The organism is Streptomyces sp. NPDC007991, assembly GCF_042958445.1.
Lineage (GTDB): Bacteria > Actinomycetota > Actinomycetes > Streptomycetales > Streptomycetaceae > Streptomyces.
This window is the reverse complement of record NZ_JBIBJD010000010.1, coordinates 188905-213275: the sequence shown is the minus strand read 5'-3', so window position 1 is coordinate 213275 and position 24371 is coordinate 188905. Positions and strand designations below refer to the sequence as shown.

Below are 24371 nucleotides of genomic sequence, written 5' to 3'. Positions count from 1 at the left end.
GTGAGGGAGTTGTGGTGGCCAGGCCGTTGATCGGTGTCAGCACCTATCTGGAGTCCGGTGCGCGCTGGGGGGTGTGGGAACTGGAGGCCGCGCTGCTGCCGGCCGGCTATCCCCGGCTCGTGCAGCGGGCGGGCGGCCTTGCGGCGATGCTTCCGCCGGACGACCCGGCGTACGCGGCCGAGGCCGTGGCCCGGCTGGACGGGCTGGTCATCGCGGGCGGACCGGATGTGGAGCCCGTGCGGTACGGCGCCGAGCCGCATCCCCGCACCGGGCCGCCCGCGCGAGAGCGGGACGCCTGGGAGCTGGCGCTGATCGACGCGGCCCTCACGGCGCGGGTTCCGCTGCTCGGCATCTGCCGGGGCATGCAACTGCTGAACGTCGCGCTGGGCGGGACGCTGGTGCAGCACCTGGACGGTCATGCGGAGGTCGTGGGCGTCTTCGGCAGCCATGCGGTCAAGCCGGTGCCGGGGAGTCTGTACGCCGGTGCCGTGCCGGAGGAGACGACGGTGCCGTCGTACCACCACCAGGCCGTGGACCGCCTGGGCGAGGGACTCGTGCCGTCGGCCTACGCGGGCGACGGCACGGTGGAGGCGCTGGAACTGCCGTCCGGGAAGGGGTGGGTGCTTGGGGTGCAGTGGCATCCGGAGATGGGCGAGGATGTCCGGGTGATGCGGGCGTTGGTGGAGGCGGCACTGGGTCGCCTGACCCGGTGAGCGCAAGGCCCCAGGGGGCTCCGCCCCCTGGACCCCCGACCTATGCCCACCCACCCCCCCGAAGCGGTCGGCCAAGCAGCCGGGCCCCCAGCCCGTCCGGCGTTTGAGGACGAGGCCGTTCGGACCGACGGGGCCTGGGGCGGCCGCCCCGGTGGGGGTGCGGGGGGGGGCGAAGCCCCCGCGGAGGTCTGGGGGCGAAGCGCCCGCGGAGGCCTGGAGGCGAAGCCCCCGCGGAGGCCTGGAGGCGAAGCGCCCCCGGGGGTCTGGGCGCAGCCCCGCCTGTGCCCAGAGACGCAGCCCCGCCTGCGGCCCGGAGACGCGGCCCCGCGGGTCCCTGGAGCCGCAGCCCTCAGAGACCCGGAGGCGAAGCCCCGCAGAAGCCCGGAGCCAGAAGCCCCCAGAGGGGCCCGGAGCCGAAGCCCCCGGGGGCCTGGGAGCACAGCCCTCAGGGGGCCTGGGCGCAGCCACCAGCCGGGCCAAGGAGCGAAACCCCCGCAGGCCCGGGAACACAGCCACCAACCGGGGCCAAGGAGCGAAACCCCCCGAGGCCTCGGAGCACAGCCACCAACCGGGGCCAAGGAGCGAACCCCCCGCAGGCCCGGGAACACAGCCCCCAGCCGGGGTGAAGGGGCGGAGCCCCTGGGGATGGGTCGGGTAGGGGCGGTGGGGGCGAGGACACTACCCCCGTGTCAGCGACAGCAGATCCCGGGCCGGCCCGGTGGGGCGATGGCCCGTCGGCCACACCGCCCGGAGGTCCCGCGCCAGCGCGACCCCCTCCACCGGCACCCGCACCAGCCGCCGCATCGCCAACTCCTCCCCCACCGCCAGTTCGCTCAGCACCGCCGGCCCCGCCCCGCTCACCGCCGCCGCCTTGACCGCCGTCGTCGACGACAGCTCGATCAGCGGCCGGGCCAGCCCGCCCAACGCCGCGTCCAGGACCTGCCGGGTGCCGGAGCCCTTCTCGCGCAGGATCAGCGGCGTCGACGCCAGTTCCGCCGCCGCCAGGGACCGCCGTCGCCGCGCCCACGGATGGGCAGGAGCCGTGACCACGATCAGCCGGTCATGGGCGATGACCACGGAGTCCAGCCCCGTCGGCACCGTCAGCCCCTCGACGAACCCCACGTCCGCCTCGTCCGCCAGCAGCCGCTCCGCCACCACCGTCGAGTTCCCGGCATGCAGGGACACCGCCGTGTCGGGCCGCTGGGCGCGCAGCGCGAGCAGCCAGCCCGGCAGCAGATACTCGGCGATCGTCATGCTCGCCGCCACCCGCAACCGCGAGTCGCGCCGGTCCCGCAGCGCCTGCGCCCCCACGTCGAACGCCTCCGCCGCCTCGACGATCCGCCGCGCCCAGTCCGTCACCAGCGCACCGGCGTCCGTGAGCCGGGACCCGCGCGGTGAGCGGTCGACCAGCGCCACGCCGAGCTGCCGCTCCATCGACCGGATCCGGCTGCTGGCCGCGGGCTGGGTGATGCCGAGTTCCCGCGCCGCCCCGCCGAGGCTGCCGAGCCGCGCCACCGCCAGCAGCAGCTCAAGTCCGCCCAGATCCGGCACCCGGTGCGCGAGAGACCCGCCGGCCGGGACCTCGCCCTGCTCTTCCGTCCTGCTCATAAAGCCAGCTTATGTCGCTATGAAGACATGCTCCGCGGGCTGCTCAGGAGCGAGCTGCTCGCAGGGCCCTGCCCAGTACCCGTGGCGCCTCGGCCAGCGACGGCCCGTACCACGTCAGGTGCCGTCCGCTGACGAGCGCGCAGGGCAGGCCGGGGAAGGCCTCGGGCCCGTCGTCGGCGGTGAAGCGGTACGGCTCGTCCGGGAGGACCACCAGGTCCGGCGCGGCGGCGCGGAGTTCCTCCAGCGGGACGCGCGGGTAGCGGTCGGGGTGCCTCGCGTGCACGTGGTCGACGCCGAGACGGGCCAGGACGTCGCCCGCGAAGGTGTCGCGGCCCAGGACCATCCAGGGGCGGCGCCAGATCGGCACGACCGCAGTCAGCCGGGCGACCGGGCCCGGCAGGGACGACCAGGTCTCCTCCGCCTCGTCCAGCCAGCGCGGGCGGGCCGCCACCCCGCAGGCGTCCAGGACCCGGGCCAGTTCCCGGAAGGCCTGCGGCACCTCGCGGATCTCCGTGACCAGGACCTCGACTCCCGCCGCGCGCAGGGCCGCGAGGTCGGGTTCGCGGTTCTCCTCCTCGTTGGCGATCACCAGGTCGGGGGCGAGGGAGACGATCCGGTCGGTCTTGGGGTTCTTCGTGCCGCCGACGCGTACGACGTCGAGGCCGGGCGGGTGCGTGCACCAGTCGGTGACGCCGACCAGGGCGCCGGGCGCGGACCGGGCCACGGCCTCGGTCAGCGACGGGACCAGCGAGACGACCCTCACCGGCGGGGCCGGTCCCGGACCGCCTCGATGTGTTCGGCCACGGCGACGACGATCACCCGGGTGTCGGACTCCGCCGCCCGCCAGCGGTGCCGCACACCGCCGGTGAGGTACAGCGTGTCGCCGCGGCCGAGCCGGTAGGCGCGGCCCTCCGCCTCGATCTCCACCGCGCCGTCAGCGACGTACATCAACTGGTCGTTGCGGTACTGGAATTCACGTCCGGCGTCGTGGTCGCCGGTGAACTCGGAGGCGTGCATCTGGTGGTGGCCGCGCACCAGGGACCGGGTTTGGGGGTGGGGCAGCGGTTCAGTGCCGTCGGCGCGTACGACGTCCACGCTGCACGCCGGGTCGGCCGCGGCGAGGAGTTCGACCGCCGTGGTGCGCAGGGCGTCGGCGACCTTCTCCAGGGAACTGGTGCTGGGCCGCGCCCGATCGTTCTCGACCTGGCTGAGGAACGGGACCGACAGGCCGCTGCGCTCGGCCACGACGGCGAGGGTGAGCTGCAGCGCGCGGCGCCGCCGCCGCACGGCCGCGCCCACCCGAAGGGGCTGTTCTTTGTGGTCGCCCATCGCTCCGGCTCCCTCCTTCGCCCGTCGATCCGCTCCTGGTGCGCCGGGGGTCCGGCGCACTGCTTCTGTTGAGTTGTCTGCACCCTACGCATGTTCGGCAAACCGGTGCATGCGCCTGTCACATCGACGCCGGACCGGGTGGTGTGCCACCTCATACTTCGCGCCAGGGGATGCGCCGCTCCCGGGGGCGGGGCGCGGATTCCTCCTACGGGAGGAACAGGCGGGGAGAACGGGTTCGGGGGGTGCCGTAGCGCTCTGTGGTTGTCCGGATCCTGCTCGTGGGTCCGGGCCCCGGTTGCTGGTCCGGGTACGGATGAGGGTACGCGTACGGGGCGGGACGCGGTGTGTCGCGTCCCGCCCCGTACCGGGCCTCACTGCGGCGTCATGCGCTCCACCATGTCGGGGTGCTGCTTCAGCCACGCGGCGACGGCCTCTTCCTCATGGCCCTGGCCGCGGTTCTTGATCTCGCTCTCCAGGCTGCCGAGCTCGTCCTCGCTCATCTTGAAGTTCTTGATCCACTTCGTGAGCTGCGGGTACTGCTCGGGGAACTTCTCGCTGGAGATGGTGCGGATCGTGTTGCCCTCGCCGAAGGCCTTCTTGGGGTCCTTCAGCTTGGTCAGCTCGTAGTCGCTGTAGGCCCAGTGGGGCGACCAGAGGGTGACGGCGATCGGCTCCTTCTTGGCGTACGCGCGCTTCAGCTCGGCCAGCATGGCCGGGGTGGAGCCGTCGACGGCCTCGTACTCCTTGTCCAGGCCGTAGCCGGGCAGGACCTTGTTCTTCAGCAGGTCCATCTCGCCCGTGCCGGGCTCGATGCCGATGATCTTCCCGTCGAAGGTGCCGGCCTTGCCCTTGAGGTCCGCCAGGGAGTCGACGCCCTTGACGTAGGACGGCACGGCGATCTCCAGGGAGGTCGGTTCGTACCAGGTGCCGAGGTCCTTGAGCCGGTCCTTGTTCCTGTCCCAGTAGTTCTTCTGGGCGTAGGGCAGCCAGGCGTCGAAGTTGAGGTCGAGATCGCCCGAGGCCAGACCCGTGTAGACGGGGCCGACGTCCATCTGCTTGAGGTCCAGCTTGTAGCCGCGCCGCTCCAGGACGTTCTTCCAGAGGTAGGTGACGGCGATGTCCTCGTCCCAGGGGAACCACGCCACGTCCAGCGGTCGCTTCGCCTCGGCGGGTGTGCCGCCGGCGCCCTTCACGGGGGCGAGCTTGTCGACGTAGCCGGGGTGCTGCTTCAGCCAGGCGCGGACGGCCTGCTGCTGGTTGCCCTTGCCGGCCTTGTTGATCTCGGCTTCGAGGCTGGTGAGCTCCTTCTCGCTCATCTTGAACTTCTTCAGCCAGCCGGCGACCGTCGGGTCGTCGTCCGCGAAGCCCTTGCGGGCCAGGGTGTGCACGCCGTCGCCTGCGCCCCAGGCGCCCTTGGGGTCCTTGAGCTTCGTCAGCTTGTAGTCGTTGTACGCCCAGTGCGGCGACCAGAGCGTGACGACGATCGGTTCCTTCTTGGCGTACGCGCGCTTCAGCTCGGCCAGCATCGCGGGCGTGGAGCTGTCGACGACCTTGTACTCCTTGTCCAGGCCGTACTCCTTGAGGACCTTGCTCTTGAGCAGGGCCATCTCGCCCGCGCTGGACTCGATGCCGGTGATCTTGCCGCCGAACTCGGACGCCTTGCCCTTGAGGTCCGCCAGGGAATCGACGCCCTTCATGTAGGAGGGCACGGAGAGTTCCAGGGACGTCTTGTCGTACCAGGCGCCCAGGTCGTCGAGCTGCTTGCCGTACTTCTTCCAGTACTGGGCGTGGGTCGTGGGCAGCCAGGCGTCCGTCTGGAAGTCGACGTCGCCCTGGGCGAGGGAGGTGTAGAGCGGACCGGCGTCGAGCTGCTTGGCCTCCACCTGGTAGCCGCGCTGCTCCAGGACCTCCTTCCAGAGGAAGGTGGAGGCGACGCCCTCGTCCCAGGGGATGTAGCCGATGCTGATCTTCTTGCCCTGGCCGACGTCCTTGCCGCCGGCCGCGGCGGTGGTGCCGGTGCCGCCGCCGAAGACGCCCATGCCGCCGGAGACGAGGGCGAGCACGACGACGCCGATCACGGCGACGGCCGGGCGGGGCCGGTACGACCAGATCTTCAGCCCCTGGGCGGCGCGCAGCCGGGCGGCGGCGCGGCGGCCGAGCGGGGAGACCTGGGTGCCCAGCGCGCTGGTCATGCGGTCGAGGTAGATCGCGAGGATCACGATGCCGACACCGGCCTCGGCACCCAGGCCGACGTTGAGCTGGCCGATGGCCTGGTTGACGTCGCCGCCGAGACCGCCGGTGCCGACCATGCCGGCGATGGCGGCCATGGACAGCCCGAGCATGATGACCTGGTTGACGCCTGCCATGACCGTGGGCAGGGCGAGGGGCAGCTGGACGCGCAGCAGGATGTTGCGGGGTGTGGTGCCGAACGCGTCGGCGGCCTCGACCAGTTCCCTGTCGACCTGGCGGATGCCCAGCTCGGTCATGCGCACGCCCGGGGCGAGCGCGAAGATCAGGGTGGCGACGATGCCGGCGGAGGCGCCGGTGCCGAAGAAGAGGATCGCCGGGATGAGGTAGACCATCGCGGGCAGCGTCTGCATGAAGTCCAGGACGGGCCGGACCAGACCGCTGACGCGGTCCGAGCGGGCCGCCCAGATGCCCACCGGTATGGAGATCACCAGCGCGATGACGGTCGCCACGAGGACGAGCGTCAGGGTGATCATCGCGTTCTCCCACAGGTCGAGGGAGACGATGAACGCGAAGCCCACGAAGGTGAGGACACCGGCGAGGGTGCCGCGCAGCCAGAAGGCGATCACGGCGAAGATGCCCGCGAGGAGCAGCGGTTCGGGGGCCTGGAGGACGGCGTTGATGCCGTCGTAGAGGCCGAGGAAGACGGTCTTGCAGAAGTCGAACAGCCACCCCATGTGGGTGGTGAGCCAGTCGACGGCGTCGTTGACCCAGGTGCCGAGCTGGATTCTAGGCACGGGCGGTCACCTTCTCTCCGCCCGTGTCCCGCGGGGAGTCGCAGGGCTCCGGGGTGGTGTCCTGCTCGTCGCCGAGGAAGCCGACCAGGCGCTGTCGGGGGACGACGCCGATGAGCTTGTTGTCCGCGTCCACGACCGAGACGGGGTGGGAGAGCCGGGCGCTGATCGCGCACAGCTCCGTGAACGGGGTGTCGGCCGTGGCGGTCTCGCAGTGGCAGCCGGGGTCGTCGCCGGTGACCGAAGTGTCCATCAGTTCGCCGGTGGTCAGCACGCGGGAGCGGTCGACGTCCTGCGTGAAGGAGGCGACGTAGTCGTTCTCGGGCCGCAGCAGGATGTCCTGCGCGGTGCCGATCTGCACGATCTCGCCGTCGCGCATGACGGCGATGCGGTCGCCCAGGCGCATGGCCTCGTTCAGGTCGTGGGTGATGAAGACGATCGTCTTCTTCAGTTTCTGCTGGAGTTCCAGCAGCTGGTCCTGCATGTCGCGGCGGATCAGCGGGTCCAGGGCGCTGAAGGACTCGTCCATCAGCAGCAGGTCGGCGTCGGTGGCGAGGGCGCGGGCGAGACCGACGCGCTGCTGCATGCCGCCGGACAGCTCGTCGGGCCAGGACTTCTCCCAGCCGGCCAGGCCGCACAGGGCGAGCGCCTCGTCGGCGCGGCGTACGCGCTCGGCGCGGGGCACGCCCTGCACTTCCAGGCCGTAGGCGGCGTTCTCGCGGACGCTGCGGTGCGGGAAGAGCGCGAAGTGCTGGAACACCATGCTGATCTTCTTGGAGCGGACCTCGCGCAGCTCGCGGTCGCCGAGCGTGGTCAGGTCCTGGCCGTCGAAGCGCACATGTCCGGCGGTCGGCTCCAGCAGGCCGTTCAGCATGCGCAGCAGGGTGGACTTGCCGGAACCGGACAGGCCCATGACGACGAAGATCTGGCCGGGCTCGACGGTGAAGGACGCGTCGATGACGGCGGCGGTCGCGCCCTCGGCGCGCAGTTCCTCCCGCCCGGCCCCGGCGCGGAGCCGCTCGACCACCTGGTCCGGTCTCCTGCCGAACACCTTGTACAGGCTCTCTGCCTGAAGCCTTGCTGACACGTGCACCTCAATTTGGACGGCAATGGAACAGAGCGAGGGCAGGGCGCAAAAGTTGAATTACGCAACCAGCCTCGCTGCGGGGCGGCGCCTCCCCCCGATTCCGGATCCCAAACGCACAAGTGGGGCGCGTCACACAGGAGACGGGTCGCTGTCGGTGGCGTACGGCATGATGCGTGACGTGACCGGACGACTGATGCTCCTCGACACCGCCTCCCTGTACTTCCGCGCCTACTTCGGCGTCCCGGACTCGGTGAAGGCTCCGGACGGCACGCCGGTGAACGCCGTGCGCGGGCTGCTCGACTTCATCGACCGCCTGGTCCGGGACCACCGGCCGGACCACCTCGTGGCCTGCATGGACGCCGACTGGCGGCCGCACTGGCGGGTGGAGCTGATCCCCTCCTACAAGGCCCACCGCGTCGCCGAGGAGCGCGCGGCCGGCCCGGACGAGGAGGAGGTGCCGGACACGCTGTCGCCGCAGGTCCCGGTCATCGAGGCGGTGCTGGACGCGGTGGGTATCGCGCGCGTGGGTGTCGCCGGATACGAGGCCGACGACGTGATCGGCACGTTCACGGCGCGGGCGAAGGGCCCGGTCGACATCGTCACGGGCGACCGCGACCTGTACCAGCTGGTGGACGACGCGCGCGGGGTGCGCGTGCTGTACCCGCTGAAGGGCGTGGGCACATTGCAGCTCACCGATGAGGCATGGCTCCGCGGGAAGTATGGGGTCGACGGCAGCGGGTACGCGGATCTGGCCCTGCTGCGCGGCGACCCCAGCGACGGCCTGCCGGGCGTGCCGGGCATCGGCGAGAAGACGGCCGCCAAGCTGCTGGCGGAATTCGGGGATCTGGCCGGGATCCTGGCGGCGGCGGAAGACCGGGGGTCGAAGCTGACGCCGACGCAGCGCAGGCGGCTGGACGAGGCGCGCCCGTATCTCGCGGTCGCGCCGAAGGTGGTCCGGGTCGCGGCCGACGTGCCGCTGCCGGACGTCACGACGGCGGTGCCCCGGACGCCGCGCGACCCCGCGCAGCTGGAGGCACTGGCGGCCCGCTGGGGACTGGGCGGGTCACTGGAACGCCTGCTGACGACGCTCGCGGCGTGACCCGTGCGGAAGCCGATGGGCCTCCTGAGTCCGGTGACCCCCGGCAACTCGCCGTCCGAGAGGTGTCAGACGGGGGCGAGGTGCTAGCTTAGGTAAACCTAACTATGCAAATCAGGGAGGTCCCCATGGCAGAGCGACCGGGACGCCAGCCGCGCAGGCCGCACTCCGCTCAGGTCGTCCGCACCGAGCGGCTGACCCCGCACATGCAGCGCGTGGTGCTCGGCGGCGAGGGCCTCACCGGCTTCGCGGCGGACACGTGCACCGACCACTATGTGAAGCTGCTGTTCCCGCCGGAGGGCGTGACCTATCCGGAACCCTTCGACATGCAGCGCGTCCGCGACGAGCTGCCGCGCGACCAGTGGCCGGTGACCCGGACCTACACGGTGCGCCAGTGGGACGCCGAGCATCGCGAGCTGACGCTCGACTTCGTCATCCACGGCGACGAGGGCCTGGCCGGCCCGTGGGCGGCGCGCGTCCAGCCGGGCGAGACCGTGTGGTTCATGGGCCCCGGCGGGGCGTACGCGCCGGACCCGGACGCCGACTGGCACCTGCTCGTGGGCGACGAGAGCGCACTGCCCGCGATCGCCCGCTCCCTGGAGGCACTGCCGCGCGGGGCGAAGGCCCACGCCTTCATCGAGGTCTCCGGCCCCGAGGAGGAGCAGAAGATCGACTCCGATGTGGAGGTCGTCTGGCTGCACCGCCGTGACCGGCCGCTCGGCGAGGCACTCGTCGAGGCCGTGCGGGGCCTCGCGTTCCCCGAGGGCCGGGTGCACGCCTTCGTCCACGGCGAGGCGCACTTCGTCAAGGAACTGCGCCGGCTGCTCCGCGTCGAGCGCGGCATCGCGCGCGAGGACCTGTCGATCTCCGGCTACTGGCGCCGCGGCCACAACGAGGACGGCTGGCAGGCCTCGAAGCGGGAGTGGAACGCGCGCATCGAGGCGGAACAGGAGAACACCCCTGCCGCCTGACCGACCAGGGGGGCGACGGGCGGCCGCAGCGGCTTTCCGCCGGTGCCCGCCCGCCTCGTACGCTGGGCCGCGATGAGACGGAAGAGACGCATCCCGCCCGCTCCCCTGCCGCAGCGCCACGGGGTGGACCCGGTGCGGGTGCGCCTGCCCGCCGCGGGAGCGTGGGCCACGGTGCGTGAACACCTGGTGGAGCGGCTCTCGGGCGCCGGTGACGGGGTCGTCGACGGGATGTTCGACGCGGGGCTCGTCGTCGCGGCGGACGGGCGAGCCGTGCCGGCGGACGCGCCCTACGTACCCGGGATGTTCGTGTGGTTCCAGCGGGAACTGCCCGACGAGGTGCCGGTGCCGTTCCCGCTGGAGGTCGTGTACCGGGACGAGCACATCGTCGTCGTCGACAAACCGCACTTCCTCGCCACCACCCCGCGCGGCAGCCATGTCGCCGAGACCGCACTGGCCCGGCTGCGCCGCGAGCTGGCCATCCCCGCGCTCGCCGCCGCGCACCGTCTGGACCGGCTCACCGCCGGACTCGTGCTGTTCACCGTGCGCCCCGAGGAGCGCGGCGCGTACCAGACGCTCTTCCGCGACCGGCTCGTGCGCAAGGAGTACGAGGCCGTCGCCCCGTACGCTCCCGGTCTCGCACTCCCCCGGACCGTGCGCAGCCGGATCGTGAAGGAGCGCGGCGAGCTCACCGCCCGGGAGGTGGCGGGCGAGCCCAACGCCGTCAGCCGCGTCGAGCTCGTCGACCACCGCCCGGACGGGGCCGGCGGACTCGCCCGGTACCGGCTCGTGCCCGGCACCGGGCAGACCCACCAGCTGCGGGTGCACATGACCGCGCTGGGCGTGCCGATCCTCGGCGACCCGCTCTACCCCGAGGTCACCGCTCCCGTGCCGGCCGGTGACTTCCGGCGCCCGCTGCAACTGCTGGCCCGGGCCATGGAGTTCACCGACCCGGTCACGGGCGAGGAGCACCGGCTGCGCAGTGGCCGGGTGCTCACGGCCTGGGCGTCGTACGACCGGTGGGCCGCCGGGACGTGCGACGGCCCGTCGGACGGTCAGTAACCGCGCCACCAGCTCAGGAAGCGCTGCCAGACACCCCTGGGCCGGGCGGGTTCCTCCGCCACCGGCTGCGACTGCGGCGGTACGGGTGCCGGCTGGGGCTGCGCGGGGGCCGGCTGCGGCTGCGCGGCGGCGACCGGTACGGACTGCGGCTGGGGCTGCGGTTGTGTGATACCGATCTGCCAGTCGGAGCGCTGGGCGGGGACGTGGTTGTGGTTCGGCGTCTCGGTCACGTCCTGCGGCGGCTTGGGCGCGAACACCGCCGGCAGTGACACGAGGTGCCGGGAGGCGATGGACGCCGTCCAGCTCAACTCGTGCACATCACAGTCGAGTTCGACATCCGGCAGCCGCATCAGCAGCGCGTCGACGCCCACGTCCGCGATGGAACGGCCGATGTCCTGTCCGGGGCACTCGTGGGGGCCGCCGCCGAAGGCGAGGTGCGACCGGTTGCCCTGCATGCTGGCCTTCAGATCCGGCCGCACCCTGGGGTCGACGTTGGCCGGCAGCGGGGCGAAGAGCAGCCCGTCGCCCCGTCGGATGCGCTGCCCGCCCAGTTCGGTCTCCTGCTTGGCGAAGTAGGCGAAGACCGTGCTGAACGGCGGCTCGTTCCACAGCGACTGCTCCACCGCCTCCGGCACCGTCATCTGGCCGCCGTTGAGCTGGGCCCTGAAGCGCGGGTCGATCAGCACCGTCAGCAGCACGTTGGACAGCAGGTTGGCGGTGGCCTCGTAGGCGGCGAAGAGCACCAGGCGCAGGTGCTCCCTGACCTCGTCGTCGGTCAGCCGGGCCGGGTGGGTGATCAGGTAGCTGGCCAGGTCCTCCTCCGGCTGGGCGCGGCGCCGGGCGGTGAGCCGGCTCAGGGCGTCCATGACGTAGGAGTGGCTGGCGATCGCCGTCTCGGTGCCCTTGAGCGCGTCGCGGGCGGCCTCGACGAGACGGTCGTTGTACTCGTCGGGCATGCCGAGGATCTCGCACATCACCGCCATCGGCAGGTGCTCGGCGAACTGGCCGACGAGGTCGGCCTCGCCCTCCTCGCAGAACCGGTTGACGATGGCCTGCGTGCTGCGGTTGATGTAGCGGCGCAGGCTGCGGAAGTCGATGGTGGAGATGGCGCCCTGGACCGCGCCGCGCAGCCGCTTGTGCTCGTCGCCCTCGGCGTGCGAGGCGATGGGCTGCCAGGCGATGTGCGGCATCAGCGGGTGGTCGGGCTTGACCAGACCGTCCTTGAGCGGGGTCCAGATCCGGCTGTCCCGGCAGAACTGCGTGGGCGAGCGCACCATGTGCAGATTCTCGGCGTGGCCGAGAACGATCCAGATCGGTACGTCGTCGTGGAGCAGCACGGGCGCCACGGGGCCGTGCTCCTTCCGCAGCTGCTCGTACAGCCCTGCCAGGTCCTCCGACTCGTGCAGCCGGTGCAGCCCACCGGGCCCGAGGCCGTGCGCGGGGCAGCCGGGGGGCGGGCCGGGCAGGGGGGTGTCCGTACCCGTCGAGGCGTGGGATTCAGGCATCACAGTGGTCGCTCCGGAACTTTCCAGGTGGCTTGGGGGGAGGTGTGGGGTGGGACGGACACGGATCAGGTGAGCGAACCCGTCATGGCGAGCGAGTGCAGGAAGCGCATGAGGGTCATCAGGACGTCGCGGCTGGAGGCCCGCCGCCGCGCGTCGCACTCCATGATCGGGATGTCCGGGGAGAGGTCGAGCGCCGTACGCAGCTCCTCGATGGGGTAACGGGGCGCGTCCGGGAAGGAGTTGATGGCGACCACGAACGGCACGCCGCGTTCCTCCAGGCGCCCCATGACGTCGAAACTGACCTCCAGGCGGCGGGTGTCGACCAGCACGACCGCGCCGAGCGCACCCTCGAACAGGCCGTTCCACAGGAACCAGAAGCGCTGCTGGCCGGGGGTGCCGAAGAGGTACAGCACGAGCTGGTCGGTGATGCTGATCCGGCCGAAGTCCATCGCCACGGTGGTGGCCGTCTTGGACGCGGAACCGAAGTCGTCGTCGACACCGATGCCGGCCTGCGTCATGGTCTCCTCGGTGGTCAGCGGTTTGATCTCGCTGACCGAGCCGACCATGGTCGTCTTTCCGACACCGAAGCCCCCCACGATCACGATCTTGGCCGCGGCCTGTGCCGTGTGTGGCAGCTGGTCCTCGGCCCGGGGGCCCGGGATGGTGTCAGAGCCTTTGAAGTCCATTCATCACCGCTTCGAGGAGGGAACGGTCGGGGAGCGCCTGGCGGACGATCGGGGAGCGCGCCGTCACCAGATCCGCCGTCAGCAACTCGGTGAGCAGCACGCCCATCGCGCTGAACGGCAGGCTGAGGTAGGCCGACAGCTCGGCCACGGACAGGGGGGCGGCGCACAGCCGGAGCAACGCCGCCTGCTCGGGCGAGGCGGTGGGCGGCGGGTCCGCGGCACGCGCCACGATTAACGTCACCAGGTCCAGCTCGGCCCGCTCACCGTCCGGGCCGGCCACCACGTACATGCGCTCCGGGTTCCTGACCTCGCCCTCCTGGGGCTTGGGCGGTTCCGGGGCGGGGTCGCGCCGCTGGCGTTGGGGAGGCGTCATACGATCTGCCCGTTCCGCCGGGGCGGACTGGTCAGGTGGCCGCCGATACGGACGACGAGGTCGCGCATCATCGCGCTCATCCGGCCGGGTTCGCACCGCACGTCGGAGAGCACCGCGAGGAAGGCGTTGGCTCCGGCGTTCATCAGGTAGAAGTAGCCGCGGTCGATCTCGATCATCACGAGCTTCATCTCGCCGTCACCGACGGTGAGTTCCTGGCAGACGCTGCCCGCGAGGGACTGCAGGCCGGCGCAGGCCGCGGCGACCCGGTCGGCCGCGTCGGGCTCGCCGCCGTAGCGGGCGATGCGCAGACCGTCGGCCGAGAGGACCACGATCATCTCGATGCCCGGCACGCCGTCGGCGAGTTGCTTGAGCATCCAGTCGAAGTTGCCTCGCTGCTGGATCACTTGAGTTCCCCCTCGTCGTCGGCCTCGGTGGGGGCCGGGTCGTTGAGCAGGTGCAGGTACTTGGTCGGGTTCCGGATGAAGTCGGTGGGATGGGTGCCGGGCTCGATGCCTTGCTTGAGCCCCTCCCAGAACGCCTCGAGGCCTTTACCGGGGGCGTCGGGGGCGTTCATGTCGCGCAGGGGCTTGGGCTCGGGCTCGGGTGTCGCCCAGGGGTTCGCCTCGCCCCGTGCCGCGGCCTCCCGGTCTTCCCGGTCGTAGGCGGCCTGCTGGGCGATCCGCTCGGTGAGGGAGGTCTTCACCCGGCTGCGGCGCTGCGGCAGGCCGTTCGGCGTCCACTCGGTGACCACGGGGACATCGTCGTCCTCCAGAGAGACCGTCTCCGGGATGCGGGGGTTGGTGGGGCGGCGCTTCTTCGGCGTGCGCTTCGGCCCCTCGGGAAGGCCGACCGGCATGGGGATGCCGGTGGCGCCGATGCCGTGGGCGAGTCCGACACCGCGCTCGTGAGTGATCATCTCGCTCGGCACGATGACGATGGCGCGGACACCGCCGTACGCGGAGGCGCGCAGCGAAACCTGCATGCTGTACGCCGCGCAGAGGCGGCCGACGACGGCGAGGCCGAGGCGCGGGTGCTCACCGATGTCCTGGAGGTCGACGCCCGCCTTAGCGGCCTCCAGCATGCCCTCGATCCGGGCGCGTGCCTCCTCGTTGAGGTTGACACCGCCGTCCTCGATCTCGATGCAGACGCCGGTCTGCACCTCGGTGGCGGTGACGTGCACCTTGGTCTGCGGCGGCGAGTAGCGCGTGGCGTTGTCCAGGAGTTCGGCGCAGGCGTGGATGACCGGCTCGACGTAGATGCCCTTGACGCTGACCTTCGCGATGGAGGACAACTGGATGCGCCGGTACTCCAGGATGCGCGACATGGCGCCGCGCAGCGTGCTGTAGAGGGACACCGGCTCGGGCCACTGCCGTCCGGGACGGCCGCCGCCGAGGACGGAGACGGAGTCGGCGAGGCGGCCGATCAGGGCGTTGCCGTGGTCGATGCGCAGCAGGTCGTCGAAGACCTCGGGGTTGCGGCCGTGGTCCTCCTCCATCTCCCTCAGTTCCTCGGCCTGCTGATGGATGATCGCCTGGACGCGGCGGGCGACACTGACGAAGGAGCGCGCGGCGGCGTCACGCATGGTCACTTCGCGGTCGACGATCTTCAGCACCGTCAGCAGCGTCTCCGCCTGCGGCGCGGGCAGGTTGCGGTACTGGGGGTTGGCGAGGCCGAGCTTGCGGATCACCTCCCTGGGGGATTCCCCGGTGCTCAGCAGCCGGAGCGCCGCGGGGACGATGTCCCGCGAGAAGCGGACCAACTCGTTCTCGTGGGCCGCGATCCGCTGTTCGAGATGCGCGGTGTGACGGGCGTGCTCGCCCCGCTGCCTGCGCAGGGCACGGCCACGGCGCACCGCCTCGGCCGCCGTCGCGATCACCAGCACGGTGGCGATACCACCGCACCAGCCGACGGCGAGCCGGGCCGGCGCCGTCACCAGGGCGGCAGCGGCTCCGGTCGCCGCGGCCATCACTATGGCCGGCAGCAGCAGCACGCGCGCGTAAGGAAGTTCACCGCGACCGGGTGGGGATTGAACACTCACCATGTGGGCCTTCTGAAAAAGATCGGCTGGGGTTCGGGAGGACTTGCGAGGGGGTATGTCACGAAGCTGTAGGACTCTTCCGCACATTGGGGAACAAGCGCACGAATTCAGCTCAAGCCGGTGCGCTGCGGGCGAGCTTAGTCCGACCGGATCATCGCCGTGTCATATTCAGCAACTGCCGGAAACCGGACGCGAAGGGATAGTATGCTCGGCCATTTACACGCTGCGAAATCGTTCGAACACGACGAGTGATGGCGTACGGGCATACGAAAGCCCCTCACCCCATCGGGTGAGGGGCTCCAGGGAAGCCTCACCGGCACCCGCGCAGCGGCAATTACCCCACCGACGAGTAGGCGACAACTCCCCGCAGCAACAGGTCAACGGCCTTACGGGCGTTCTTCACCACAGAAGACCCCTGCGGCGCAGCCGCCGCGATCTGCCCCAGCACGTCAATGACCTGCTTGCACCACCGCACGAAGTCCCCCGCCGGCATCTCCGCCTCGCGCAGCACCTCGTCGAGCCCCTTGCCGGAGGCCCACATGTACGCGGCCCAGGCGAACCCGAGGTCCGGCTCCCGCTGCCCGACCCCCTCGGTCTGGCTGATCCGGAACTCCTCCTCCAGCGCGTCGAGCCGCCCCCAGATCCGCACCATCTCGCCCAGCGCGGCCTTGGCCTTGCCCGACGGCAGCTTCGGCACCAGCGCGTCGTCGCCGACCCGCGCCTCGTAGACCAACGCCGAGACGCAACCGGCCAGTTCGGCCGGGCCGAGCCCCTCCCAGACGCCCTCGCGCAGGCACTCGCTGGCGAGCAGGTCCAGCTCGCCGTACAGCCGCGCGAGCCGCTTGCCGTGCTCGGTGACCTCGTCACCGCGCAGGTAGTCCATCTCGGTCAGCAGCGCCACGATCCGGTCGAACGTCCGCGCGATCGTGTTCGTACGGCCCTCGATGCGCCGCTCCAGCTGCGAGGTGTCCCGCAGCAGCCGGTGGTAGCGCTCGGCCCAACGGGCGTGGTCCTCGCGGTCGTTGCACCCGTGGCAGGGGTGCGCGCGCAGCGCGGTCCGCAGCCGGGCGATCTCGCGGTCGTCGGCCGCCTGCGAGCGCCGCCCCCGGTGCCGGTCGGCCGGGATGTGCCCGGCCTTGGTGCGCAGCGCGGACGCGAGGTCCCGACGGGACTGCGGGGAACGGGGGTTGAAGGACTTCGGGATCCGCATCCGCTCCAGCGGCTCGACCGGCACCGGGAAGTCGATGGCCGCCAGCCGCTTCACCTGCCGCTCGGCGGTCAGCACCAGCGGGCGCGGCCCGTCGTGGTGCTCGAATCCGCGATGGCCGTTCGAACGGCCCGCGGGCAGGCCCGGGTCGAGCACCAGGGCCAGGCCCGCGTACTTGCCGGTGGGCACATGGATGACGTCGCCGGGTTTCAGCTTCTCCAGCGCGACCGCGGCCTCCGCGCGGCGCTGTGCGGCGCCCTGCCGGGCCAGCTCGTTCTCCCGGTCCTTCAGTTCGCGGCGCAGCCGCGCGTACTCCTCGAAGTCCCCGAGGTGGCAGGTCATGGAGGCCTTGTAGCCCTCGAGGCCCTCCTCGTTGCGCTGCACCTGCCGGGAGATCCCGACGACCGACTTGTCCGCCTGGAACTGCGCGAAGGACGTCTCCAGCAACTCGCGCGAGCGGTGCCGGCCGAACTGCTCGACCAGGTTGACCGCCATGTTGTACGACGGCTTGAAGCTGGACCGCAGCGGGTACGTGCGCGTGCCGGCCAGGCCCGCCAGGTGCTCGGGGTTCATGCCGCGCTGCCACAGCACCACGGCGTGGCCCTCGACGTCGATGCCGCGCCGCCCGGCCCGCCCGGTCAGCTGTGTGAACTCGCCCGGGGTGATGTCCGCGTGCTGCTCGCCGTTCCACTTGACGAGCTTCTCCAGCACCACCGAACGGGCGGGCATGTTGATGCCGAGGGCGAGGGTCTCGGTCGCGAACACGGCCTTGACCAGGCCGCGTACGAACAACTCCTCGACGACCTCCTTGAAGGTCGGCAGCATGCCCGCGTGGTGGGCGGCGATACCGCGCTCCAGGCCCTCCAGCCACTCGTAGTAACCGAGGACGTGCAGGTCCTCGTGCGGGATGGAGGCCGTGCGCTCCTCGACGAGGGAGCGGACCTGCTCGCGTGCCTCCTCGTCGTTCAGCCGGAGACCCGCGTACAGGCACTGCTGGACGGCGGCCTCGCAGGCGGCGCGGCTGAAGATGAAGGTGATGGCGGGCAGCAGCCCCTCGGCGTCGAGCCGCTCGATGACCTCGGGCCGGCTCGGCGTCCACACCCGGGACCGCTGTCTGCGCTCACGCTCGCGGTCGGCCTCGCGCAGCCGGCCGCGCCGGCGGTCCTGGTACGACGGCCGGGTCGCCTCCATGCGCGCCATGCGCGTGAGGTCGGGGTTGACGGCCTTCTTGTGGCCCTCGCCCTCCTCGAACAGGTCGTAGATCCGCCGTCCGGCCAGCACGTGCTGGAACAGCGGCACGGGCCGGTGCTCGGAGACGATCACCTCGGTGTCGCCGCGGACCGTGTCGAGCCAGTCGCCGAACTCCTCGGCGTTCGACACGGTCGCCGAGAGGGAGACGAGCGTGACCGACTCGGGGAGGTGAATGATCACCTCTTCCCAGACGGCGCCGCGGAACCGGTCGGAGAGGTAGTGCACCTCGTCCATGACCACGTAGCCGAGGCCCAGGAGGGTCTGGGAACCGGCGTACAGCATGTTCCGCAGCACCTCGGTGGTCATCACGACCACCGGGGCGCCGGAGTTGACGCTGTTGTCGCCGGTGAGCAGGCCCACCTTGTCCGTGCCGTAGCGGCGGCACAGGTCGGCGTACTTCTGGTTCGACAGCGCCTTGATGGGTGTCGTGTAGAAGCACTTCTTGCCCTGCTGGAGGGCGAGGTGGACGGCGAACTCGCCGACGATCGTCTTGCCGGATCCGGTGGGCGCCGCGACCAGCACGCCCTTCCCCGCCTCAAGGGCCTGGCAGGCCTCGATCTGGAAGGGGTCGAGGCCGAAGTCGTACATCTCGCGGAATGAGGCGAGCGCGGTGGCCTGCTCGGCAGCACGCTTACGGGCTGCCGCGTACCGCTCGGCCGGTGAGAGGTCCTCTGTCATCGTGCTTTCGAGCGTACCGGGCCGCACTGACAACAGGACGATCATTATCCGGATCCGTTCCTGTGAAACCAGGGATCGGCGCAGCTCAGGGGCAGCGCTGCTCAGGGGCCGACGACCCGCACGCCCCCACGCACACAACACGCGGTCAGCGGCAGCGGGCCCAGCGGTTCCCCGTCCGCGTACCCGGTGATCCCCTCCGCGGCGATCTCGACCCGGGCCGCCCGCAGCACGGTCACCTTCGGATGCTCGACATGCCTCCCCCGGTACACCCGCGGAAACACCCGCAGCAGCGTCGTACGGTCGCAGTCCCCTACCACGGTGATGTCGAACAGCCCGTCGGTCAGGTCGGCGCCGGGGCAGATCCGCATGCCGCCGCCGTACGACGAGCCGTTGCCGACGGCGACGAGGGTCGCCTCGACCTCGCGCACCTCACCGTCGTCGAGGCGGATCCGGTACGGGACGGGCCGGAACGCGGCGAGTTCGGCGATCATCGCCAGGTCGTACTTGAAGCGGCCGGAGGGCCACCGCATGCGATTGCCCCGGTCGTTGACCCGGGAGTCGAAGCCGGAGGCGAGGACCGTGCCGAACCAGCGGTCCCCCACCCGACCGAGGTCGATGTCGCGGAGCCGGCCGCACTTGAGGGCGTCGGCGATCATGCGGCCCGCGGCGGCCGGCTCGCGCACGGGCAGACCGAGAGCGCGGGCGAAGTCGTTGCCGGTGCCGACCGCGACCAGGCCGAGCGGGGTGCTCGTGCCCGCGACCGCCCGCAGCGCGAGATGGGCCATGCCGTCGCCGCCGACGGCTATCAGCGCTCCGGTGCCGCCGGCGACGGCGGACCGCGCCCGGGTGAGGGCGTCCGCGGCGTCCTCCCCGAGCACCGTACGCACCGAGAAACCGGCCGCCCGCAACGCGGAAGCGGCCGGCTGCGCCGCGCGGGCGCCCCGGCCGCGACCCGCGGTGGGGTTGACGAAGAGGGTGATCTCGCTGGTCACGCGACCGACCCTATGAGCTGTTCGGCGGTCTTCAGGTCACGTCGTCATAACCGTTGACCCGGTCCGTGCGGTCTCCGCTCGCCTGCTCGGGCAGGGCGGCGCGCCCGGTCGTCACGGGCTCGATCTCGCCGATGTCCTCGGGGGTGAGATCCAGCTCGGAGGCCTCGTCGTCGGCGGGGCCCAGGGCGTCGCGGCGGCTGCGACGGCGGTCGTTGAGCAGGGAGAAGGCGACGGCGGCGAAGTACAGAAGCCAGATCGGCCCGGCGAGCGCCAGCATGGTCAGCGGGTCGGTGCTGGGTGTGGCGATGGCCGCGAAGACCGTGATGGCCATGATCATGCCGCGCCACCAGCCGAGCATGCGCTTGCCGGTGAGCACCCCGGTGAGGTTGAGCATGACCAGCAGCAGGGGCAGCTCGAACGAGAGGCCGAAGACGAGCACCATCCGCATGACCAGGTCGAGCAGGTCGTCCAGCGGGAGGAGGTTGGACGTGCCGCCCGGGGTGAACTCGAGGAGCACCTTCGCCGTGGTGGGCAGGACCGTGTACGCGAAGTAGGCACCGGCGACGAACAACGGTGCGCCCGTGCCGACGAAGGCGTAGGCGTACTTCCTCTCGTGCCGGTGCAGACCGGGCGCGACGAAGGCCCACAGCTGGTAGAGCCAGATGGGCGAGGCCAGCACGACACCGGCCATCAGGGACACCTTCAACGCCAGCGTGAAGGGGGTGAGCAGGCCGTTGATGGTGATCTGCGCGCACGGCTTGGAGCCCGGCTGCGACCTGGCCAGTTCCGCGAAGGTCTTGTCACAGCCGACCGAGTCGAGGATCGGCTTGGTGATCAAGTTGATGATGTCGTTGTAGAAGAAGGCGGCGAAGACCGTGACGATGACGATCGCCAGCATCGCCTTGGCGAGCCGGTTGCGGAGCTCGCGAAGGTGCTCCGCGAGGGGCATCCGCCCCTCGGGATCCCTCTCCTTTTTGCGGGCAGACTTCAGCAACCCACGTTCCCATCTCGTGCGGCGGGCCGGAGGTCACCGGCCCTGCGTCAGCGCTTGGTCGTGTCCGTCGGCTCGTTGACCGGGCGCGAGCTGGTCACATCACCGGGGGCGGCCTGGATGGTGCGCTGCGAGGGCTCGTCGGTGTTGGGCGGGCCGGCCGGAGTGGTGGACGACTTGCCTTCATCCTTCATGGCCTTGGCCTCGCTCTTGAGGATGCGGGCCGACTTGCCGAGCGACCGAGCCATGTCCGGAAGCTTCTTCGCGCCGAACAGCAGGATGATGACGACGAGGATGAGAATGATCTCGGGAGCTCCGAGCCTTCCGAACATAAGTCTTTACCTTCTCACCGAGGCGGCTGTGGTGGGGTGCTGTCCGACCGGTCGGACATGTGTCCGAACGACCGTGTTGACAGCGATCGTAACGCTCAGGGGTAAACGTGGGGCAATCCCTCTGCATCCCCTGTGCGTACTCCCGTCCGCGGCCAGTGCCTCGTTAACCGGGCCGCGACCAGCAGCGTACCTGTCCGAACCGCCGGGGTGACAGGGCGAAGTGTCCCCGTGCCGGACTCACAGCCACATGCCGGACAGCTCAGAGGGCGTCGACGGACCGGGCCGCACTCTCCGCCGCCCGTTCCAGGTCCTCCGCGGCCCGGTTGATACGGCGCGCCGAGTCCGTGACCTGGCTGCCCAGGCGCTGTGCCTCGACGAAGACCCGCACGGCGAGCACCCCGAGCACGGCGAGACCCACGAATCCCACGGCAATCGCGAACATCGGCCAGAACATGACGCCGAGCCTAGACCCTCCTGACGAGGCCGATGCCCCGGCCCACTAGACCGTGGAGTGCAGCCGCAGCGTGCGCACACCGCCGTCGGTGAGCAGTTCCACGATCCGCTCCCCCGCGGGCTTGCGGACGCAGGCGCCGCACTGCGGGCAGGTGAAGGAGTAGAAGGTGGTGCGGCTCGTCGCGCCGATGGCCAGGCGCAGGGCGCCCGCGGTGAGCTCGAAACGCTCCCGGCAGTCCGGGCAGCCCGCCCGGAACATCACGGGGGCCACGCTTCTCATCCCGGCGAACGCGGACTCCACCGTCATGCCCATCGCACCGGACGTCACCGACTCGCTCACAGCCCTGGCTCCTCTTTCTCGGGTCGTTCGCCTCCGGGGCGCCACGGCCGGTGTCACGGGACGGCGGTCTCCGGCCCTCGACGCCGGTGGCGCCCACGGCTCACTCGCGTCTGCCGTCCGGCCCGTCCGCCACGGCGGGCACCGCACGCGGCCCGCCCGCGCCGGCGGCCTCCGCCCCGCCGGCCGCCGCCACGGCCTCGATCCCGTCGTACGCCGCCAGCGCCTCGCGGGCCGCCTGCCGGGCGCTGTCCGCCAGCTCGGGCGGCGACACGATGCGGCCGTCCCGCCCGAGCCGCAGCGCCAGGCGCCGCAGCGACGCCGGATCAGGGGTCCGCAGAGTGATACGCAGGCCGCCGTCCGCGAGCTCATCCGCGCTGTCGTGCGGGTAGTACTCGGCGACCCAGCGACCGCCGGGCCCGACCTCGACCACCACCTCCGGGTCCTCGGCCGCGGGCTGCACCAGCGCCTCGGACAGGTCCCGCAGCTCGATCTCCGGCGGTGCCGACGGCTCGTCCAGGATCTTGATCTCGGCGACCCGGTCGAGCCGGAAGGTGCGGCGCGCCTCCGAGCGGCGGCACCAGGCCTCGACATAGGTGTGCCCGACGCTGACCAGGCGGATCGGGTCGATCTCCCGCTCGGTGACCTCGTCGCGCGCGGGCGAGTAGTAGCGGATCCACAGCCGGCGGCGCTCGGCGATCGCCCGGTCGACGTCCGCGAAGACCCCGCCCTCGGACTCGAAGGTCACCGACAGCCGCGAGCTGGCGCCCGCCGCCTCGCCGGCCGCGGTCTCCACCTTGGCCGTGGCTCGCAACAGGGCCTGCCGGTCGCTCTCGCGCAGTCCGGGCAGGGTGGCCACGGCCCGGGCGGCGACGAGCAGGGCGGTGGCCTCGTCGGCGGCGAGCCTGAGCGGCTCGGCCGCCTCCGCCGCCAGGGCGGCCGGGTTGTGCCACCAGATGCGCTCGCCGTCGGTGTCGATGTCGAGCAGGTCACCGCCGCGGAAGCTGGTGCCGCACATGGGCAGCACGTCGAGGTCGGAGACCAGTTCGTCCTCGGTGATGCCGAAGGCGCGCGCGACGTCCTCGACCCGGGCCCCCGGGCGCTCCCTCAGATACGTCACCAGGGAGAGCATCCGTCTGGTCTGGTCGATGGCGTTCACGGGCCTGACCGGTTTGCCTGCCACTGTCTCGTCCGCTCCCCCTCAGCCCTTGGCCACGGCCCGTAGCCGGTCCACCACGTCGGCCCGCAGCTCGGCGGGCTCCAGGACGACCACGTCCGGCCCGAACTCCACCAGCCAGGCGTCCAGCCCGTGCCCGTACGGAATCTCCAACTCGTCCCAGCCGTCACCGAGTTCCCGGACCGAGGTGGCCTTCGCCCGAAGGGGGTACCCCGCGGCCGAGCGCAGCCGGATCCGCGCCGAGCGGTCGGTGATCTCCCCGGCCCAGCGCGCGACGGTCTCACGGACGGTGACGACGTCCGGAACGTCAGCGGTGTACCGGCCGCCGCGCGAGCGGACCTTGCCGGTGATCCGGGACAGGCGGAAGACCCGCTCGGCGCCCCGGTCGCGGTCCCAGCCCGCCAGATACCAGTGGCCCCGCCAGCACTCCAGCGCCCATGGCTCCACATGCCGCTGCTCCGGGCGGGCGGCGGTGGCCTTGCGGTAGTCGAACACGACGGGCCGGCGGTCCCGGCAGGCGAGCATCAGCGGCTCGAACGCCGCCTCGTGCACGGGGATGCGCGGCTCCAGCGCGCCGTGCGCCCCGTACGGGTCGACGTCCTCGGGGAGTCCGGCCGCGCGCAGCTTCTGGAGGGCGCCGCTGGCGGCACCGGCGAGCCGGGCCTGCTGCCACACCTTGGCGGCGAGCCCGAGCGCGGCGGCCTCCTCGGCGTCCAGGGTGATGGGCGGGAGGCGGTTGCTGTCGCGGCGGGCCAGATAGCCGACTTCGCCGTCGAGGCTCTCGACGGTTTCGATGACCAGTCCGAGTTCGCGCAGGTCGTCCTTGTCGCGCTCGAACATGCGGTTGAAGGAGTCGTCGTTGCCGCCCGCGCCGTTGCCCGGCCCGAAGGCCTCGACGTAGGCCTCGATGGAGTCGCGCAGCTCACGCTTGCTGAGCGGCCGCCGCGTCCCCAGCAGACACAGCGCCAGGTTCATCAGCCGCTCGGCCTTGGCAATGGCCATCGACGCGCTTCGCCTCCCTATGGTGCTTACGAGCGATGACCGTACCGCCACACGGTGGTACGGCAAAAGCCGAGGGCCCATGCCCGAACAGGCATGGGCCCCACGTGATCGAGTCTGTCCGGATCCTGCTCAGACGCCGAGCAGGTCGACCACGAAGATCAGCGTCTCGCCCGGCTTGATCAGAGGGGACGGGCTCTGGTTGCCGTAGGCGAGGTGGGCGGGGATGATCAGCTGGCGGCGGCCGCCGACCTTCATGCCCTGCACGCCCTGGTCCCAGCCCTTGATGACCCGGCCGCCGCCCAGCGGGAAGCGGAAGGGGGTGCCGCGGTTCCAGCTGGCGTCGAACTCCTCGCCCGTGCTGAAAGCGACACCGACGTAGTGCACGGTGACGGTCTGGCCCGCCTGCGCGACCGGGCCGTCGCCTTCCCAGATGTCCTTGATCTCGAGGTCCGCCGGGGGCTCGCCGCCCGGGAAGTCGACCTCGGGCTTGTCGATGCTCACGTCT

The 24371-nt window shown here is 71.4% G+C and carries 23 protein-coding genes; 4 read left to right on the top strand and 19 right to left on the bottom strand.

All coding sequences use genetic code 11. The features are described 5' to 3' along the window. Nucleotides 1-11: 11 nt before the first annotated feature. The gene (locus tag ACFZDA_RS28435; protein ID WP_391086835.1) at nt 12-713 is read left to right on the top strand and encodes a gamma-glutamyl-gamma-aminobutyrate hydrolase family protein; all 702 of its coding nucleotides are present in this window, start codon (nt 12-14) and stop codon (nt 711-713) included. 678 nt (nt 714-1391) lie between these two features. On the opposite strand, the gene ACFZDA_RS28430 is transcribed toward ACFZDA_RS28435, so the two are convergent. From ACFZDA_RS28430 to ACFZDA_RS28410, 5 genes are all read right to left on the bottom strand, one after another. After that, nucleotides 1392-2321, bottom strand: a complete 930-nt coding sequence (locus ACFZDA_RS28430; protein WP_391086833.1) for a LysR substrate-binding domain-containing protein — start codon at nt 2319-2321, stop codon at nt 1392-1394. Nucleotides 2322-2364: 43 nt separating this feature from the next. Further along, nucleotides 2365-3084 (bottom strand): helical backbone metal receptor, encoded by a 720-nt coding sequence (locus tag ACFZDA_RS28425; protein WP_391086831.1) that lies wholly within the window; start codon nt 3082-3084, stop codon nt 2365-2367. Next, on the bottom strand, nt 3081-3650 hold the full coding sequence (locus tag ACFZDA_RS28420; RefSeq protein WP_391086829.1) for a helix-turn-helix domain-containing protein: 570 nt from the start codon (nt 3648-3650) through the stop codon (nt 3081-3083). Before ACFZDA_RS28420 ends, ACFZDA_RS28425 begins: the two co-directional genes overlap by 4 nt. Nucleotides 3651-4021: 371 nt before the next feature. Next, entirely contained in the window at nt 4022-6634 is a 2613-nt protein-coding gene (locus ACFZDA_RS28415) for a glycine betaine ABC transporter substrate-binding protein (protein ID WP_391086827.1), read from the bottom strand. After that, nucleotides 6627-7718 carry a betaine/proline/choline family ABC transporter ATP-binding protein gene (locus ACFZDA_RS28410; RefSeq protein WP_391086825.1) on the bottom strand — a complete coding sequence of 364 codons (1092 nt, stop codon included), beginning with the start codon at nt 7716-7718 and terminating at the stop codon, nt 6627-6629. The genes ACFZDA_RS28415 and ACFZDA_RS28410 overlap by 8 nt, the downstream gene beginning before the upstream one ends. Nucleotides 7719-7887: 169 nt before the next feature. Here ACFZDA_RS28410 and ACFZDA_RS28405 point away from each other — a divergent pair, with 169 nt between their 5' ends. The 3 genes from ACFZDA_RS28405 to ACFZDA_RS28395 all read left to right on the top strand — a co-directional run bounded on the left by ACFZDA_RS28405 (nt 7888) and on the right by ACFZDA_RS28395 (nt 10844). Beyond that, nucleotides 7888-8817 (top strand): 5'-3' exonuclease H3TH domain-containing protein, encoded by a 930-nt coding sequence (locus ACFZDA_RS28405; RefSeq protein ID WP_391087239.1) that lies wholly within the window; start codon nt 7888-7890, stop codon nt 8815-8817. A gap of 125 nt (nt 8818-8942) precedes the next feature. Beyond that, entirely contained in the window at nt 8943-9785 is an 843-nt protein-coding gene (locus ACFZDA_RS28400; RefSeq protein ID WP_391086823.1) for a siderophore-interacting protein, read from the top strand. A gap of 72 nt (nt 9786-9857) precedes the next feature. After that, entirely contained in the window at nt 9858-10844 is a 987-nt protein-coding gene (locus ACFZDA_RS28395; RefSeq protein ID WP_391086821.1) for a pseudouridine synthase, read from the top strand. On the opposite strand, the gene ACFZDA_RS28390 is transcribed toward ACFZDA_RS28395, so the two are convergent. From ACFZDA_RS28390 to ACFZDA_RS28325, 14 genes are all read right to left on the bottom strand, one after another. Further along, entirely contained in the window at nt 10838-12352 is a 1515-nt protein-coding gene (locus ACFZDA_RS28390; RefSeq protein WP_391086819.1) for a cytochrome P450, read from the bottom strand. The genes ACFZDA_RS28395 and ACFZDA_RS28390 overlap by 7 nt on opposite strands. A 62-nt stretch (nt 12353-12414) precedes the next feature. Next, on the bottom strand, nt 12415-13035 hold the full coding sequence (locus ACFZDA_RS28385; RefSeq protein ID WP_391086817.1) for an ATP/GTP-binding protein: 621 nt from the start codon (nt 13033-13035) through the stop codon (nt 12415-12417). Further along, nucleotides 13016-13408 carry a DUF742 domain-containing protein gene (locus ACFZDA_RS28380; protein ID WP_391086815.1) on the bottom strand — a complete coding sequence of 131 codons (393 nt, stop codon included), beginning with the start codon at nt 13406-13408 and terminating at the stop codon, nt 13016-13018. Before ACFZDA_RS28380 ends, ACFZDA_RS28385 begins: the two co-directional genes overlap by 20 nt. Beyond that, nucleotides 13405-13812: a roadblock/LC7 domain-containing protein gene (locus ACFZDA_RS28375; protein WP_086564691.1), complete on the bottom strand. Its 408-nt coding sequence runs from the start codon at nt 13810-13812 to the stop codon at nt 13405-13407. The genes ACFZDA_RS28380 and ACFZDA_RS28375 overlap by 4 nt, the downstream gene beginning before the upstream one ends. Beyond that, nucleotides 13809-15449 (bottom strand): ATP-binding protein, encoded by a 1641-nt coding sequence (locus ACFZDA_RS28370; RefSeq protein WP_391086812.1) that lies wholly within the window; start codon nt 15447-15449, stop codon nt 13809-13811. The genes ACFZDA_RS28375 and ACFZDA_RS28370 overlap by 4 nt, the downstream gene beginning before the upstream one ends. 331 nt (nt 15450-15780) lie before the next feature. Beyond that, nucleotides 15781-18627 carry a DEAD/DEAH box helicase gene (locus ACFZDA_RS28365; RefSeq protein ID WP_391086810.1) on the bottom strand — a complete coding sequence of 949 codons (2847 nt, stop codon included), beginning with the start codon at nt 18625-18627 and terminating at the stop codon, nt 15781-15783. A gap of 56 nt (nt 18628-18683) precedes the next feature. Next, complete coding sequence (locus ACFZDA_RS28360) at nt 18684-19574, bottom strand: diacylglycerol kinase (protein WP_391086808.1); 891 nt, start codon at nt 19572-19574, stop codon at nt 18684-18686. Nucleotides 19575-19605: 31 nt separating this feature from the next. After that, nucleotides 19606-20568, bottom strand: a complete 963-nt coding sequence (tatC, locus tag ACFZDA_RS28355) for a twin-arginine translocase subunit TatC (protein WP_391086806.1) — start codon at nt 20566-20568, stop codon at nt 19606-19608. Nucleotides 20569-20615: 47 nt separating this feature from the next. Next, nucleotides 20616-20897 (bottom strand): Sec-independent protein translocase subunit TatA, encoded by a 282-nt coding sequence (gene tatA / locus ACFZDA_RS28350; protein ID WP_020271424.1) that lies wholly within the window; start codon nt 20895-20897, stop codon nt 20616-20618. A gap of 259 nt (nt 20898-21156) precedes the next feature. Continuing rightward, nucleotides 21157-21351 carry a hypothetical protein gene (locus ACFZDA_RS28345; RefSeq protein ID WP_059419435.1) on the bottom strand — a complete coding sequence of 65 codons (195 nt, stop codon included), beginning with the start codon at nt 21349-21351 and terminating at the stop codon, nt 21157-21159. Nucleotides 21352-21396: 45 nt separating this feature from the next. After that, a complete protein-coding gene (locus tag ACFZDA_RS28340; RefSeq protein ID WP_391086803.1) occupies nt 21397-21690 on the bottom strand; it encodes a hypothetical protein in 294 nt (97 codons plus the stop codon). A gap of 100 nt (nt 21691-21790) precedes the next feature. After that, nucleotides 21791-22870 carry a WYL domain-containing protein gene (locus ACFZDA_RS28335; RefSeq protein WP_391086801.1) on the bottom strand — a complete coding sequence of 360 codons (1080 nt, stop codon included), beginning with the start codon at nt 22868-22870 and terminating at the stop codon, nt 21791-21793. A gap of 18 nt (nt 22871-22888) precedes the next feature. Next, the gene (locus tag ACFZDA_RS28330; protein WP_391086799.1) at nt 22889-23866 is read right to left on the bottom strand and encodes a WYL domain-containing protein; all 978 of its coding nucleotides are present in this window, start codon (nt 23864-23866) and stop codon (nt 22889-22891) included. 129 nt (nt 23867-23995) lie between these two features. After that, nucleotides 23996-24367 carry an FKBP-type peptidyl-prolyl cis-trans isomerase gene (locus tag ACFZDA_RS28325; RefSeq protein ID WP_391086797.1) on the bottom strand — a complete coding sequence of 124 codons (372 nt, stop codon included), beginning with the start codon at nt 24365-24367 and terminating at the stop codon, nt 23996-23998. Between the last annotated feature and the right edge of the window lie 4 nt (nt 24368-24371).